We start from the raw sequence: 14,122 nt of genomic DNA, 5'->3' as shown, positions 1-14,122 counted from the left end.
ACGGGCCCGGCGCGTGGAATTGCCGCGTGCCGGGCCGTGGAGGGAATCCTGCCGCGCCTATCCGCCGGCGAAGCCGTTCTCCTCGAGCCAGCCCACCGCGGCGTCACCCGGATTGCGCTTCTGCTCGCCGCTGACTTCGCGGTTGAGGTTCAGCAGGTCCTCGGTGGCCAGCTCGGCGGACACCTCGTTGAGGACCGCCCGGGCGTCCTCGCCCACGGTGTCGAGATTCACCACCGGCAGGACCTGCTGGGCCAGCCAGTTGTTCTTGGGGTCCTCGAGCACCACGAGGTCGTTGTCCACGATGGACGGCGTCGTCGTGAAGATATCGGCGGCCTGGATCTCGTTCTTCAGCAGGGCCTCCAAGGTGATGGCCCCCCCGCCATCGTTGATGGCTTCGAACCTTTTGGGCTCGCAGCCGTACTTCTCCTTGAGCCCGGGCAGGCCGTAGGAGCGCTCCTGGAAGGTGCCCGGCGCCCCGATGACCAGCTCCCCGCACACCTCCGCCATGTCGACCAGCGACTTGAGGCCGTATTTTTCGGCCGTGGCCCGGGTGACGACCATGGCGTCCTTGTTCTCGGCCTCGGAGGGCTCGAGGACGCCCAGGTTGACGTCCGGGTACTTCGCGTCCAGTGCCCCGGGCAGGGCCGCCATGATGTCTTCGGCCGTCTGCGCGGTCGAGGTGGGGTCGGTGAACAGCAGGAGGTTTCCGCTGTAGTCGGGCACGATGTCGACCGAGCCCTCCTCGACGGCCGCGAAGTAGATCTCCCGCGACCCGATGCTGGGTTGGGTGTCCGCGTCGATGCCTTCGGCGTTCAGCGCACCGGCATAGATTTCGGCGATGATCTGGCTCTCGGGGAAGTCGGCGGACCCGACGACGACCGCGCCGCCGGCTCCGGCGTCCTCCGGTCCGGCCCCGGGGTCGCTGTTCGCCCCGCATCCGGCCAGTGCCAGCAGGCCCGCAAGCCCGCCGGCCAGTCCCAGCCCACCGCGCCGTCCGGCGCGGTGGGCTGACGGGTTTTTCATGTCCGTCCTCCTTCAGAATCGGCAGGTGCCGGCGGGGCTACTTCCCGGCGAGCCCCTTCTCCTCGAGCCAGTCCGCCGCGGCGTCGGCGGGATTGCGCTTTTCGTCACCACTGACCTGGCGGTTCAAATCGATCAGGTCCTCCGTGGTCAGCTCGGCCGACACCTCGTTGAGCACGTTGCGGGCGTCCTCGCCCACGGTGTCGAGGTTGACCAGCGGGAGAATCTGCTGGGCGATGAAGAGGTTTTCCGGATCCTCGAGCACAACGAGGTCGTTGTCCTCGATCGACGGCGTGGTGGTGTAGATGTCGACCACCTGGACCTCGTCGTTGAGGAGGGCCTTCAGGGTGACGGCTCCGCCGCCGTCGTTGATCGACTCGAAGCCCCCCGGCACGCAGTCGTATTTCTCCTTGAGCCCGGGCAGGCCGTACGAGCGCTCCTGGAAGGTGCTGGGGGCGCCGATCGTGAGCTCGCCGCACACCTCGGCCATGTCGGCGATCGACTTGAGCCCGTACTCCTCGGCGGTCGCCGGGGTGACCACCATCGCGTCCTTGTTCTCGGCCTCGGAGGGCTCCAGCACCCCGAGGTTCACGTCCGCCGACTTCGCCTTGAGCGCGTCCGGCAGGGCCTCCGTGATCTCCTCGGGTGACTCCGCCGTCGCCTTGGGATCCACGAACAGCAGGAGGTTGCCGCTGTAGTCGGGCATGATGTCGACCGAGCCATCCTCCACGGCACCGTAGTAGATCTCGCGGGATCCGATGTTCAGCTTCGTGCTCGCATCGATCCCCTCGGCCTTCAGCGCGCCGGCATAGATTTCGGCGACGATCTGGCTCTCGGGGAAGTCGGCGGACCCGACGACGACGGATCCGCCGCCGGAGGTTTCCTCCGGCTCGGCCGCAGGATCACTGTTCGCACCGCAGGCCGTCAATGCCAGCAGGCCCGTCAGGGCCAGCCCCGTCAAAGCGCGCCGGTGTACTGACAGGTGGGTCATGTTGTTCCTCCTTGTGCGCTGGCCACGGCCTTCTGCCGGCCAGAAACTTGGTTGGTCGCCCGTCCACGGCCCGCGCGGAGCCCCGGTGAGACGGCGAATTTTTGCAGCAGCGCCATGAGGAGGTCCACGATGACCGCGACGACGCCGATGACCACCGCACCTCCAAAGAGGCGCCCGTAGTCGCGCAGCTGGGAGCCCTCCACGAGGAACACGCCCAGTCCGCCGAGGTTGATGAAGGCGACGACGGCGACGGTCGCCACCACCTGCAGCACCGCGGCCCGCACCCCGCCCAGGATGACGGGCAGGCCGTTGGGCACCTCGACCCGGAACAGGATCTGCAGCTCGCTCATGCCCATGCTCCGGGCAGCATCGACCGTGTCCCGGTTCACCGAGGAGATACCGGCGTACACGCCGCTGAGCACCGGGGGAACCGCCAGGAGCACCAGCGCCCAGATCGGTGGCAGCAGGCCGAGCCCGGCCAGCAGCACGAACAGGAAGACCATGCCCAGGGTCGGCAGCGCCCTCAGGATCCCGATGCCCGACACGATCACCACCCGCCCCCGGCCGGTGTGCCCCACATACAGGCCGACCGGGACGGCGATCAGGAGCGCGATGAGCATCGTCAGTCCGGTGTAACCCATGTGCTCCATGATCCGCACGGGGATGCCACGGGCACCGGACCAGTTCGCCGGGGAGGTAAGCCACTCCCCCAGCTGGACGAACAGGTTGTCGCTTGAGTAATCCATCAGGCACCCACCCGGTACGCTTCGACCGCGACGGTCCCGGGGGTGCGGCCCTTCGCCGGTGTCTGGCGCCTCCACGGGGTGACGAGCCGCTCCAGGGTGACGAGGATGAGGTCCATCACCAGGGCCAGCACCAGGGTGATGATGATGCCGACGGCGATCTCCGTGGGGAAGGACCGGAAGAGCCCGTCGGTGAACAGCGTCCCGAGGCTCGACACCCCGATCAGGGCCCCAACGCTGACCAGCGAAATGTTCGTCACCGAGATGACCCGCAGCCCGGCGAACAGCACGGGGATCGACAGGGGGAAATCGACGGTGAGGAAGCGCCGCACCGGGCTGAAGCCCATGGCGACGGCGGCCTGGCGCACGTCGTCGTCGATCGACTCAAGCGCATCGAGGGTGGAGCGCACGAGCAGGGCCACGGCGTAGATCGTCAGCGCCACGACCACATTGACGGGGCTGATGATGCTGGTGCCGAGGACGAGGGGCAGGAAGACGAACATCGCGAGCGAGGGGATGGTGTAGAGGATGGAGGACAGCGTCAGGATGACTCCACCGACGGTCCGGTTCAGCCGTGCCAGCTGGGCGAGCGGCACGGCAAAGACCACGGAGAGCACCAGCGGCAACACCGACTGGACCAGGTGCTGTCCGGTCAGGCCCGCAATGAAACCGGTGTTGGCGAGGAACCAGTCCATGCCTCACACCGCCGTGTCGTAGTTGACGCGGCCGCGGTTGACCCGGGCGTCCTCGATGAGCTCGAGGATCTCGCCGGCCCGGACCACACCCACGGCGCGTCCGTCGTCGTCGATTGCGACGCCCAGCCCGGAGGGCGCCGACAGCGCGGCATCCAGGGCCCGGCGGAGGGTGTCCCCGCGCCGGTACAGGGACCCGCCGGGCACGAGGTCCGCCGCGCTCCGGACGGCGTCGCGCCGGTTCTGCGGCACCCACCCCTGGGGACTTCCGTGGCCGTCAACCGCCAGCGTCCACGGCGAGGTGACGGTGGCGGCCGGATCGGCGAGCCGGTCCACTGCGATGGTCTCCACCGGGTGGATGCGCACCTCGTCCCCCTGCTGGAAGGAAAGATGGCGGAACCCGCGGTCACGCCCGACGAAGCCCGCCACGAAGTCGTTCGCGGGTGCCCGCAGGATCTCCTCCGGCGTGGCGTACTGGGCGAGGACTCCCCCGATGTTCAGGACAGCGACCTTGTCACCGAGGATCGTCGCCTCGTCGATGTCGTGGGTCACGAACACGATCGTCTTGGCCAGGTCGCGCTGCAGGCGCAGCAGTTCCTCCTGGAGCTCCTGGCGCACCACGGGGTCCACGGCGCTGAAGGGTTCGTCCATCAGCAGGATGGGAGGGTCGGCGGCGAGCGCCCGGGCGACCCCTACGCGCTGCTGCTGGCCGCCGGAGAGCTGCGCCGGATAGCGCCGGCCGAGCTCCGGGGCGAGCCCGACGACCTCAAGCAGTTCCGCGGCACGGGACCGGGCGTCCCGGCGCGCCACCCCGTTCAGCCGGGGCACGGTGGCGATGTTGTCGAGAACGGTGCGGTGCGGCAGCAGGCCGGAGGACTGCATGACATAGCCCATTGAGCGCCGCAGGTCCGACGCCTTGCGGCCGGCAATGTCCTCCCCGTCCACCAGCACTGCGCCGGAGGTCAGCTCGACCATGCGGTTGATCATGCGCATCGTGGTCGTCTTGCCGCACCCGGAAGGGCCGACGAGGACTGTGATGGCTCCGCTGTCGATGTCCAGGCTGAGGTTGTTCACGGCCGTCTGGCCGCCGGGGTAGGTCTTGGTCACGCCCCGCAGCTCGATCATCGGCGTGCGGGCCGCGCCCCCCGCGGCACGCGATGGGGTCTCGGTTGTCATTGGAGCCTTGCCTTTCGTGGCAGGAGCCTGCCGGCTGACCGGGCCGCCGCTACCGCACTGGGTCTGGTCAATCGGTTCGAATTAGAAGTCTAGCGAGGGGTTCGGGGCAAGCAAGATGCCGTATTGCCAATTCACTACGAATGTGAAGGCGATCACACTCAATGCCGCCGGGAATTCCGGCATCCGGCGGGTGTCGAAGCGGCACCGCCGCTCAGCCACCCATGGAGGATCGACCACGTCCCGCGGGCCGGCGGCGCGCGGCGTCCTGGCGCCGGTGCAGGTCGGCGAGTTCCCTGGCCATCCGCCGGTAGCTGGCCCATCGGCGCTCCTCCAGGGACCCGTCCGCGAGGGCCGCCGCGACGGCGCAGCCCGGCTCCCCGTCGTGGGCGCAGTCCCGGTACCGGCAGCCGGAGGCGAGGCCGGTGATGTCGCTGAATTCGGCGTCGAGCCCCTCGTCGGCATCCCAGAGGGCGAATCCGCGGACCCCGGGCGTGTCGATCAGCACCACTCCGTCCCGCAGCGGGACCAGGGTGCGCGCGGTGGTGGTGTGCCGGCCCTTCCCGTCCCAGGCCCGCACCCTGCCGGTGTCCTGGACCGGGGTGCCCACCAGGGCGTTGACCAGCGCGGACTTCCCCGCCCCCGACGGGCCGATCAGCACGCAGGTCTCCCCGGGCCGCAGGCTACCGGCGAGGGTCCCGCAGCCGTCACCGGTTCGGGCCGAGGTGGTGATGACCTCGGCCGTTCCCGCCTGCTCGACCGTCTGCCCCACCACCGGATCGTGGACCCCGGTGAGGTCCGCCTTGGTCAGCACCACAAGGGGCCTGGCCCCGGCGTCCCTCGCCGCCACGAGGGTGCGCTCGAGCCGGTTGGCGGAAAGGGGCCGGTCGATCGGCACGACGATCAGCGCCACCTCGACATTGGCTGCGACCAGCTGGGCCTCGGAGAGCGGGTCGTGGGCCTTCTTGCGCTGCAGCACCCCCGTGCGGGGAAGCACCTGAACCACCGGCGGGCGGCCGGGGTCGCCGCCCAAAGCGACCCAGTCTCCGGCAGCGACGGCGCCGCCGGCCGGAACGGTGGCCAGCCGGTAGGCTTCCGCCACGAGCAGCTGCCGGCGGTCCACCCGCACCACGCGGGCGGGCCGCAGTTCCGACGCCGGAGCGGGCGCCTGGTCCTCCGCGGAGCGTGGGCCGGGAAAGGGCGTGGCGAAGTGGGCTTCGAAACGGCGGCGCACTCCGTCGGTGTATCCGTAGTCTTCGAGCGTTGCCAACCGCACCGCCTCCCTCGGGCGGCCGGCCGGAGCCCGGCCCCGGCCGGCCGCCGGTGCCTATGCTAGTCCGCGGCCGGCGTGCTGGGAATAGAGCCGGAGTCCGACGTCGACGAGCTCCACCCGGTGCAGGCGGTCGACCTCCTCGAGCTCGATCCACGCCGCCTCGTCCGTTGACCCCCGGGCCTCGTGCGTCAGCGCCCCGGAGATGACGCGGGCGGCGTAGATGATCCGCAGGGCGTGGAGCGGGCGGGGCGAGCCGCTGAGGCGGCGTTCGGGCGGCACGAAGAAGCTGTCGACCCCGAGCAGGTCCCCCAGTTCGGCGTCGTACCCGGTCTCCTCGCGGATCTCCCGCAGCGCCGCCACCGGGGCGTCCTCACCGAATTCGAGCCCGCCTCCGGGCAGGGTCCAGCCCGAGGCTCCTTTTTCGTTCCAGTGGGCCAGCAGGATCCTGCTGCCGTCGACAATCACGCCGTAGGCTCCGACCCGGACATCCCAGGCGGGCCGCCCGGCTTCGTTTTCGCTCATCCGAGAAGTCTAGAGCCGCACCGCTCCGCCCGCCGCGGGTCCGCCGCTGCGCGTGCGGCGGAGGAAATCGACCCCCAACACGGGGTCCTGGGTCAGGAACACGACATCGGTGACGCCGAGGGCGGCGAGCGGCCGGCGGATGGCCTCCTGGAGCGCCGTCTGGTGGACGGCGAGGCCTCCGCCGATGACGACGGGGCCGGGAACGCCGATGACCGAAACGATGTCCGCGACGAGTCCGGCCAGGTCGGCGCCGGCCGTCTCGATGAGGATGCGCGCCTCCTCGTCGCCGGCTTCGGCCGCGGCGAAGACGACCGGCGACTGGGAGGCCCAGTGCCGCCGGCCCAGGTCGGAGTGGAACAGCCCGATGAGTTCGGACGGTACGGTGACGGCGTTCGCCTCGAGGACACGCCGGCCGAGCCCGCTGGGTTCCTGGCCGAGGTTGAAGCGGTGGAGGGTGCGTCGGATCGCCTCGCGCGCCAGCCAGTAGCCGCTTCCCTCGTCGCCGAGGAGGTATCCCCAGCCGCCCGAGCGCGCCTCGCGTCCGTCAGAGGTGACGCCCCAGGCGGCCGATCCGGTGCCGGCAATCACGGCGATGCCGGCGGCCGCCCCGCCGGCGGCGAGGATCAGGCGGGTGTCGTGGACGACGTCGATGGCGGCGCCGGGAGCGAACGGTGCGATCAGCCCGCGCAGCCGGGCGGCGTCCTCCTCCGTGTCGATGCCGCCGGAGCCGGCGATGACGGTGGTGACCCGCCGTCCGCCCAGCTCCGCGAAGAGCTGTGCAAGGTTCTCGGACGCCTCGGCCGGGCTGACGTTCTGCACGTTCGCACTGCCGGCCTTCGCCTCGGCCACCACTGCAGGGCCCCGCCAGAGGACCCCGTGGGTTTTCGATCCGCCGATGTCCAGGCCAACAACTTCCTCGGGGGCGCCGGCGGCCGGCTCGTGGGGATCCATACCCTCCAGCGTACAAAACAAACCGGCCGGTTCCGTCGCCGGCGCCGGCCGGCGGCACAGGCGGATTTGTCTACCCGGCGGAGACCGCGGGCCGGCGCAGGGAACCCGCGAGAGCCACCCCGGCAAGGACGGCGCAGGCACCGCCGACCACAGCGGCATAGCCCGTCACCGCCGGATCGATGCCCCAGACCGCAGCGGCGGCGCCCAGGCCCAGGACAGGCACCGCGCTGCCGAGGTAGGTGATGACGTAGAGGGTGCTGATGATCTGGGCATGCAGGGCCGCCTCCACCTGCAGCGAGACCCGGTTGAAGGCGACGCGGAAGGCCATGCCCTGGCCCAGCCCGGCGGCAACACAGCAGCCGATGAGCAGGGGCAGGCTTCCCTGCGCACCGGCCACCGGGAGCAGGCCCACCCCCGCCGCCATGGCGGCCAGACCGGCGGGCACCACAAACCGGCCGCGGAGGGCGAACAGTTGGCTCACCGCCGAGGTGCCGAGCACCAGCGCGGCAAGGACTCCGATGACGGGGCGCGAATCGGTTCCGGCCAGCGAGGCGATCCAGGTCGGGGCAAGGCTCAGGGTGAACCCGAAGATGCTGAAACTGCAGAAGCCGACGGCGGCGGCCATCCAGAAGGAGTTCCGGGCAGCGCGCGAGACGGTCGGGCGGCGCGGCCGCAGGGCGGTATGCGGGCGCGCGGCGGCGGCCGGGTGGATCGCCGGGCGGGCACGGAGGAGCAGGAGCGGCACGAGCAGCACCGCGAGCACCGCGGTGTACACGAGGAACGGCGTGCGGGTCGGGTCGGGCAGCAGCGACAGCGTTCCACCGATCACCGGTCCGGCGGCCACTCCCCCGGCCGAGGCCAGGAGCGTGAAGCGCGAGGCCCAGTCGGGGCGGTGCGGCAGCAGGTCACGCAGGGCGGCCGAGCTGGCGCCGGTGGCCAAGGCCACCGCGGCCCCCTGCAGGGCCCGCCCCAGGACCAGTTCCCCGAGCGTGGAGGCACCGGCGAAGACCACGGCGCCGAGCAGGCCGACGAGGACCGCCAGGACCAGGGCCGCGCGGCGTCCGATGTGGTCGGACCAGTGGCCCACCAGCAGCAGCCCCGCCACCAGCGTGAGCACGTAGGCGGAGAAGGCCATCGTTGTGTCGAACGGGGTGAGGCCCAGGTTCGCGGAGATCAGCGGATACAGCGGGGTGGCGAGGTTGGCGCCGATCAGCAGGGTCGAGATGACGACGGCGGCGAGGACCAGCCGCGCAGCAAGCGAGGCATCCCAACTCCAGCGCGCCGCGGTGGACGGCTGCTGCATGCGCAGCTCGCGCAGGACACTCATGGTCTTCCCTACTCCCTTTCCCGATCCCTGCGGCGCCCTCCGGCGCGGCAGCTTCCAGAATGGGCTATCTTGAAGCTTTGGAGACAGTTGTACCGGACGGGTTGAGCAAAAGACGCAACACCGCCGGTCAAAGTTGATGGGAAGTGAGCTTCGTGAGCAAACTGGATGCCCTTGACCTGAGGCTGCTCCTTGAACTGGTCCGGGATCCGCGGGTGCAGATCAGCGAGCTCAGCGAAACCCTCGGCATCGCCCGCAATACGGCGCAGAGCCGGATCCGGCGCCTGCTGCGGGCCGGCACCCTGAGGGCCAGTGGCCGCGAGCTCGACCTTGAGGCCCTGGGCTACGACGTCGTTGCCTTCGTGACCATCGAGGTCTCTCACCGTGAACTCGACGGCGTGATCGCGGCGCTGCGCAAACTCAGCCAGGTCCTCGAGGTGCACGAGATCTCCGGCCGCGGCGACGTCTGGTGCAGGCTGGCGGCCACGGACACCCACCATCTCCAGTCAGGGCTCCGCTCGATCCTGCGGATCAAGGGAGTGATCCGCACCGAAACGGTCCTGGCCCTGCACGAGCACATCCCCTACCGGACCGAACCGCTCCTGCAGAAGCTCACCGACGCTTCCGCCGGCACCTGAATCCCCCGGGCCGCCCGGGCCGCCCGTGCCCGCCGACCCACCGCGCCACCGGTTGCACCGCCGTCCTTGCACCGCCGTCCATCCCGCCCCGACCATCGGAGGAACCTATGACCCTGCCATCCCGCGACACAGCCGTCAGCTATCCCGCCGGGGGCCTTGCCTCCTCTTCCACGGTGCTGCACGTTGAGGAGCGGCCCGACGGCGCCGTGGCCGTGCTGCTCGATGGAACGCCCTGCCACCCCGTTGACGCCGCCTGGCCGGACCAGGGCCCGGACCGGGCCGTCCTGCAGGTGGGCGGATCCTCCCTGCCCGTCGTGGACTGCGTGGTCGGCGCCACGGACGGGAAGGACCTGTACCTGGGGTCCGAGATTCCCGTGCGCAAGGGCGCGGAGGGCTGGGCCTTCGTGGTGGCGCACCTGGTCCAGGGACCGCCCCCGCGCGAGGGCGAGCGCGTCGAGGTGCGCGTCGATGGGGAGTACCGGAAGGCGCTGTCGGCCGGACATACCGGCTGCCACCTTGCCTCGCTCGCACTGAACCGGGCGCTCGGCGACCGGTGGAAGAAGGAGATCGCCGCGGACGCCCTCGGCGCGGCCAATTTCGACGCCGCCGCCATCGACACCTCACGGATCACGGAGTACGGCTCGGTGGACGTCTACCGGCTCGGGCGTTCGCTGCGGCGCAAGGGCTTCCTCACCGACGGCCTCGACCCGGCAGCGGTCGAGGCGGCGCTCAATGAGACCCTCGCCGGCTGGGTCGCCGCGGGCGGGGCCATCCGGATCGCCCGCGACGGGGACCTGCTGACGGACCGCCGGTACTGGGAGGGCGACCTCCCCGAGGGCACGGTGAGCATTCCGTGCGGCGGCACGCACGCCGATTCGCTCGCGGGCTTCTCCGGAATCCGTGCGGCCCTGGCGCTGGAGGAGATCGACGGGACGCCCGTGCTCACCATGACCACGTCGGTGCTGCCGCGCCCGTAGGCGCCGGCGGACCCGCTGTCCCTTGGGCGGCGGAACGCCTCCGGCCCGGGCGCGGACCCTTAGGCGTCAGGCGCGGCGGCGCTGCAGGACGTCGTCGAGGTTGATGCGGGCCACGGCCTCGGCCGGCGCCGGCTTCGGCGCCGAGTTCTTGATCGGTGTCCGGACGGTCGGCTTCGGCTCCTCGGGAAGCTCCAGCGGGGCCGGGGCCGAACGCTGCGCCTTCTCGGCGGCGACGTAGGTGGGCAGGGGAACCTGGACCGGTTCCCAGGGCTCGGTGCCGGGTGCCGGGGCCGATGCCGTTACGGCGGGTCCGGCCGTCGGTGCCTCGGCCGCGGCCACGGCCAGCGCGGCGGCCTTCAGCTCGGCCGCCGTCAGGGCGGCTGCCGGGGCTCCCCCGGGAGTCCGGGCTTCGGAGGCCCCGGTGCCGGCCGTCTCCGGGCGCTCCGGCGCGGGCTTCTCGGCGTCGAACACGGCGACCGTGTGGGCCGGCGCCGGCGCGGCGGCGGCTTCGCGGGCGGCCGCCCGGGGAGCGGCATCGGTGGAGACCGGCCGCGAGGACATGGCGGCGGCGAAGGCGGCATTGACCCGTGCGCGCCGGTCCCGCACCGCGAGGGCCCGCAGCGTGGCGACCGCCGCGGCGGTGACGAGGACGGCGGCCACGGGCCACCAGAAGGACACGACGGAGACCAGGGCGAGGACGAGCGTCACCAGGGCGGCCGGAAGCGCCGCGGCCCCGGCCAGGGCGACCGCTGCGCGGCCCCGGCGGACCCGAAAGGCCGGCCGGCGGTTGGGAACGGCCGAGGAACCGGTCCGGTCCGCGGAGGCGCTGCCGGTACCGGCGGTGGCAGGTCTGTCCATGATTCTCCCCCGGGGCTGGTGATCCCCTGCAGTCGGTGTGGGTGAGGCCGCCGGGGCCGAGGCTGGCCCGCTCCGGCGAAGGAAAAAGGGAACGACCCACACCAGCCAGAGACCGACGATCACCGCCAGTACCACCGAGCTGTTCAGGGAGAAGTCCACGTTCTAAACGGTAGGAGAAGCAGGGCCGCTGGCGGCGCATTCAACGGGGTGTGTCGGAGCCCACCCGGACGGACGGCGTCCCTTCCGCCGGCTAGGCGGTCCGGGGAGCTATCCGCCGGCGCGCTGGCGGGCGAGCCAGGGCTCCAGCAGGCCGTCCGGCACTTCCTCGACGGTGAGGGCGAAACTCCGGTGGTCGGCCCACTGGCCGGCGATATGGAGGTACCGGGGGCGCAGCCCTTCGTCGCGGAAACCGAGCTTTTCCACGACGCGCAGGCTCGCCCTGTTCTCGGGCCGGATGTTGATTTCCATCCGGTGCAGCCCCAGCCCCGTGAAGCAGTAATCGGTGGCCAGCGCGACCGCGGTCGGGGCGATCCCCCGGCCTGCCCGCCGGGAATCGACCCAGTAGCCCAGGGTCGCCGTCATGGCCGATCCCCAGATGATGCTGGAGACGGTGAGCTGTCCCACGAGGGCCGGCCGGCCGGCCTCCTCGGTGCGCTCCGTGATGATGAAGGGGAGCCCGGTGCCCGCCCGGGCCTGCCGGTTCAGCCCCCGGACCATCTCGTGGTAGTCCGGGAGGTAGCCGCCCGGCTCGGGGTTGGTCGCCTCCCAGGGCGCGAGCCAGGTGGCGTTGCGCCGTCGGACGGCCATCCATTCACGCCGGTCGGCGTGCCGGATGGGCCGAAGCGTCAGGTTCCCGCTGCCAAGGGAGACCGGCCAGCCCTGTCGCGCCCACACCGAGGGGTTAGTCCGTCATGTCCTGGCTGAAGTCCTTCAGCCAGACGCGCAGGTCAGGGCCGAGGTCGTCGCGCTCGGCGGCCAGGGTGACGACGGCCTTGAGGTAGCTCAGCTTGTCCCCGGTGTCGTACCGGCGGCCGCGGAACACCACCCCGTAGACGCCGGAGCCCTCGCCGTCGGCCGCCGCAAGGGTCTGCAGCGCGTCGGTCAGCTGGATCTCGCCGCCGCGGCCGGGCTCGGTCGACTCGAGGACGTCGAAGACACGGGGGTGGAGCACATACCGGCCGATGACGGCGAGGTTCGAGGGCGCCTCCTCCACGGGTGGCTTCTCGACGAGCTTGTTCACGCGCACGTAGTCTTCACCGTCGATATCGGAAATGTCCGCGGCGCCGTAGGAACTGATCTGTGCCGGGTCGACCTCGATCAGGGCGATCACCGACCCGCCGGTCTTCTGCTGGATCTCGATCATCGTCTCGAGCAGCGGGTCCCGCTCGTCGATCAGGTCATCGCCCAGCAGCACCGCGAACGGTTCGCTGCCGACGTGCTGCTTGGCGCGCAGGACGGCGTGCCCGAGACCCTTGGGGTCGCCCTGGCGGAGGTAGTGGATGTCGCAGAGCTCGGAGGGCAGGCGGACGGCCGCCAGCTTCTCCATGTCGCCCTTCTCCAGAAGGGTCTGCTCGATGAAGGGGACGCGGTCGAAGTGGTCCTCAAGCGCCCGCTTGTTGCGCCCGGTGATCATCAGGACGTCAAGGAGCCCGGCGTCGACCGCCTCCTGCACCACATACTGGATGGCGGGCTTGTCCACCACGGGGAGCATTTCCTTGGGCATGGCCTTGGTGGCCGGAAGGAAGCGGGTCCCAAGCCCGGCGGCGGGAATGACGGCCTTGTTCACTTTTGGTCGCAAAGTCATGGGCACCACACTACCTAAAGCTCAGGAGCCTTCCTGTCGGGCGGGCACAATAGGTGCATGTATTTCGATGCGGCGGTACCGTCCAAGCACCAGGCCAGAGCCGATCTGCGGGCCCGACGGCGGCGGCTGAACGCCGAATCCCGGGCCCTGTTCTCGCAGCGGCTCGCCGCCACCGTGATGGAGGAACTGCCCCGGCTCTCGGGAGGGAACTCCCCGGACGGGCAGCTCGTGATTGCCGCCTATCTCGGCGTGCCGCCGGAGCCGGCGTCGGAGGATCTGCTGCACGCCCTGACCACCCTGGGCCACACGGTCCTCGTCCCCATCTGCGAGCCCGACTACCAGCTCTCCTGGTGCGGGTGGTGGCCGGGCGTGCCGCTGGTGAAGTCGCCCCGGGCGCCGGTGATGGAGCCCGAGGGCACCCGCACTCCGCTCGCCGGCCTGCCCGGCCTCGACCTGGTCCTCGTGCCGGGCCTGGCGGTGGACGCGTCCGGCTACCGGCTCGGCCAGGGCGGCGGCTACTACGACAGGTTCCTTGCCCAGCTCTCCATCGAACGGCCCATGGTGCCCACCGCGGGCATGGTGTACCCGGAGGAGTTCTTCGCCGCCGGCAGCTTCCCGGTGGAACTGCACGACATCCCGCTGCACGGCGTGTTCACTCCGGGCGCATACCACGGATTCGGGGGCCCCGGCGCATCGGTGTAGACTTAGCACTCGCCACCCTAGAGTGCCAGTCCGCACCGCCGGGGCGCCCCACGAGTTCAGTTCCAGGAGAGACCTTTGCCTACCTACGCGTACGCCTGCAAGGATTGCGGCCATGCCTTCGACATCCAGCAGGCTTTTTCCGACGAATCGCTCACCGTGTGTCCCGCCTGCTCGGGCGTGCTCCGCAAGAAGTTCAACAGCGTAGGCGTCGTCTTCAAGGGCTCGGGGTTCTACCGCAACGACTCCCGCGACACCCGCACCTCGGCCGATCCGAAGGCCGCCACGGCCACCTCCGACGCGCCGTCCACCGCGGCGAAGACGCCGGCCGAGAAGAAGCCTGCCGCCAAGACCGCGGATTCCGGCACCGCCGCCGCTCCCGCGGCGGGCAAAGCGGCCTCCTGACCGGGGCCGCAGGCTTTTCCACATAGGCGCCCGCACGGCGGTCGCCGCCGCC

16 protein-coding genes are annotated in these 14,122 nt (G+C 70.9%); 4 read left to right on the top strand and 12 right to left on the bottom strand.

The features are described from left to right. Window positions 1–57 precede the first annotated feature (57 nt). The 9 genes from ACX80W_RS12105 to ACX80W_RS12065 form a co-directional block, all read right to left on the bottom strand. Window positions 58–1,023: an ABC transporter substrate-binding protein gene (locus ACX80W_RS12105; protein WP_459283599.1), complete on the bottom strand. Its 966-nt coding sequence runs from the start codon at window positions 1,021–1,023 to the stop codon at window positions 58–60. 37 nt (window positions 1,024–1,060) lie between these two features. Further along, entirely contained in the window at window positions 1,061–2,011 is a 951-nt protein-coding gene (locus ACX80W_RS12100; protein ID WP_459283597.1) for an ABC transporter substrate-binding protein, read from the bottom strand. Further along, window positions 2,008–2,757 carry an ABC transporter permease gene (locus tag ACX80W_RS12095; protein ID WP_459283595.1) on the bottom strand — a complete coding sequence of 250 codons (750 nt, stop codon included), beginning with the start codon at window positions 2,755–2,757 and terminating at the stop codon, window positions 2,008–2,010. The genes ACX80W_RS12100 and ACX80W_RS12095 overlap by 4 nt, the downstream gene beginning before the upstream one ends. Continuing rightward, a complete protein-coding gene (locus tag ACX80W_RS12090) occupies window positions 2,757–3,449 on the bottom strand; it encodes an ABC transporter permease (RefSeq protein WP_459283593.1) in 693 nt (230 codons plus the stop codon). The genes ACX80W_RS12095 and ACX80W_RS12090 overlap by 1 nt, the downstream gene beginning before the upstream one ends. A 3-nt stretch (window positions 3,450–3,452) precedes the next feature. Continuing rightward, window positions 3,453–4,571, bottom strand: a complete 1,119-nt coding sequence (locus ACX80W_RS12085) for an ABC transporter ATP-binding protein (protein ID WP_459283725.1) — start codon at window positions 4,569–4,571, stop codon at window positions 3,453–3,455. Between the two features lie 262 nt (window positions 4,572–4,833). Further along, entirely contained in the window at window positions 4,834–5,889 is a 1,056-nt protein-coding gene (rsgA, locus tag ACX80W_RS12080) for a ribosome small subunit-dependent GTPase A (RefSeq protein WP_459283591.1), read from the bottom strand. Between the two features lie 57 nt (window positions 5,890–5,946). Next, entirely contained in the window at window positions 5,947–6,414 is a 468-nt protein-coding gene (locus ACX80W_RS12075; protein ID WP_459283589.1) for an NUDIX hydrolase, read from the bottom strand. A 9-nt stretch (window positions 6,415–6,423) separates the two neighbouring features. Next, window positions 6,424–7,365, bottom strand: coding sequence for an N-acetylglucosamine kinase (locus ACX80W_RS12070; protein ID WP_459283587.1), 942 nt, complete (start codon window positions 7,363–7,365; stop codon window positions 6,424–6,426). A 70-nt stretch (window positions 7,366–7,435) separates the two neighbouring features. Continuing rightward, complete coding sequence (locus ACX80W_RS12065) at window positions 7,436–8,692, bottom strand: MFS transporter (RefSeq protein WP_459283585.1); 1,257 nt, start codon at window positions 8,690–8,692, stop codon at window positions 7,436–7,438. A 152-nt stretch (window positions 8,693–8,844) separates the two neighbouring features. Here ACX80W_RS12065 and ACX80W_RS12060 point away from each other — a divergent pair, with 152 nt between their 5' ends. Beyond that, on the top strand, window positions 8,845–9,327 hold the full coding sequence (locus tag ACX80W_RS12060) for an Lrp/AsnC family transcriptional regulator (RefSeq protein ID WP_459283583.1): 483 nt from the start codon (window positions 8,845–8,847) through the stop codon (window positions 9,325–9,327). Between the two features lie 107 nt (window positions 9,328–9,434). After that, the gene (locus ACX80W_RS12055; protein ID WP_459283581.1) at window positions 9,435–10,304 is read left to right on the top strand and encodes an alanyl-tRNA editing protein; all 870 of its coding nucleotides are present in this window, start codon (window positions 9,435–9,437) and stop codon (window positions 10,302–10,304) included. Between the two features lie 66 nt (window positions 10,305–10,370). On the opposite strand, the gene ACX80W_RS12050 is transcribed toward ACX80W_RS12055, so the two are convergent. The 3 genes from ACX80W_RS12050 to galU all read right to left on the bottom strand — a co-directional run bounded on the left by ACX80W_RS12050 (window position 10,371) and on the right by galU (window position 12,966). Next, window positions 10,371–11,162 carry a hypothetical protein gene (locus ACX80W_RS12050; RefSeq protein ID WP_459283580.1) on the bottom strand — a complete coding sequence of 264 codons (792 nt, stop codon included), beginning with the start codon at window positions 11,160–11,162 and terminating at the stop codon, window positions 10,371–10,373. A gap of 267 nt (window positions 11,163–11,429) precedes the next feature. Continuing rightward, window positions 11,430–12,056 (bottom strand): GNAT family N-acetyltransferase, encoded by a 627-nt coding sequence (locus ACX80W_RS12045; RefSeq protein WP_459283578.1) that lies wholly within the window; start codon window positions 12,054–12,056, stop codon window positions 11,430–11,432. 7 nt (window positions 12,057–12,063) lie between these two features. Continuing rightward, window positions 12,064–12,966 (bottom strand): UTP--glucose-1-phosphate uridylyltransferase GalU, encoded by a 903-nt coding sequence (gene galU / locus ACX80W_RS12040; RefSeq protein WP_459283576.1) that lies wholly within the window; start codon window positions 12,964–12,966, stop codon window positions 12,064–12,066. Between the two features lie 57 nt (window positions 12,967–13,023). Here galU and ACX80W_RS12035 point away from each other — a divergent pair, with 57 nt between their 5' ends. Next, on the top strand, window positions 13,024–13,668 hold the full coding sequence (locus ACX80W_RS12035) for a 5-formyltetrahydrofolate cyclo-ligase (RefSeq protein ID WP_459283574.1): 645 nt from the start codon (window positions 13,024–13,026) through the stop codon (window positions 13,666–13,668). Window positions 13,669–13,743: 75 nt separating this feature from the next. Then, the gene (locus tag ACX80W_RS12030; RefSeq protein WP_459283572.1) at window positions 13,744–14,070 is read left to right on the top strand and encodes an FmdB family zinc ribbon protein; all 327 of its coding nucleotides are present in this window, start codon (window positions 13,744–13,746) and stop codon (window positions 14,068–14,070) included. Window positions 14,071–14,122: the final 52 nt, after the last annotated feature.

Source organism: Arthrobacter melezitosi, from assembly GCF_054511055.1.
This window is presented reverse-complemented; position numbering and strand designations above follow the sequence as displayed.

What these genes read in the sequence shown, in the direction of transcription:
- ACX80W_RS12085 (WP_459283725.1), bottom strand. Translation starts at nt 4,571, where the DNA reads ATGATCGAGCTGCGGGGCGTGACCAAGACCTACCCCGGCGGCCAGACG.
- ACX80W_RS12075 (WP_459283589.1), bottom strand. Translation starts at nt 6,414, where the DNA reads ATGAGCGAAAACGAAGCCGGGCGGCCCGCCTGGGATGTCCGGGTCGGA.
- ACX80W_RS12095 (WP_459283595.1), bottom strand. Translation starts at nt 2,757, where the DNA reads ATGGATTACTCAAGCGACAACCTGTTCGTCCAGCTGGGGGAGTGGCTT.
- ACX80W_RS12105 (WP_459283599.1), bottom strand. Translation starts at nt 1,023, where the DNA reads ATGAAAAACCCGTCAGCCCACCGCGCCGGACGGCGCGGTGGGCTGGGA.
- ACX80W_RS12050 (WP_459283580.1), bottom strand. Translation starts at nt 11,162, where the DNA reads ATGGACAGACCTGCCACCGCCGGTACCGGCAGCGCCTCCGCGGACCGG.
- galU (WP_459283576.1), bottom strand. Translation starts at nt 12,966, where the DNA reads ATGACTTTGCGACCAAAAGTGAACAAGGCCGTCATTCCCGCCGCCGGG.
- ACX80W_RS12090 (WP_459283593.1), bottom strand. Translation starts at nt 3,449, where the DNA reads ATGGACTGGTTCCTCGCCAACACCGGTTTCATTGCGGGCCTGACCGGA.
- ACX80W_RS12065 (WP_459283585.1), bottom strand. Translation starts at nt 8,692, where the DNA reads ATGAGTGTCCTGCGCGAGCTGCGCATGCAGCAGCCGTCCACCGCGGCG.
- ACX80W_RS12055 (WP_459283581.1), top strand. Translation starts at nt 9,435, where the DNA reads ATGACCCTGCCATCCCGCGACACAGCCGTCAGCTATCCCGCCGGGGGC.
- ACX80W_RS12035 (WP_459283574.1), top strand. Translation starts at nt 13,024, where the DNA reads ATGTATTTCGATGCGGCGGTACCGTCCAAGCACCAGGCCAGAGCCGAT.
- ACX80W_RS12100 (WP_459283597.1), bottom strand. Translation starts at nt 2,011, where the DNA reads ATGACCCACCTGTCAGTACACCGGCGCGCTTTGACGGGGCTGGCCCTG.
- ACX80W_RS12070 (WP_459283587.1), bottom strand. Translation starts at nt 7,365, where the DNA reads ATGGATCCCCACGAGCCGGCCGCCGGCGCCCCCGAGGAAGTTGTTGGC.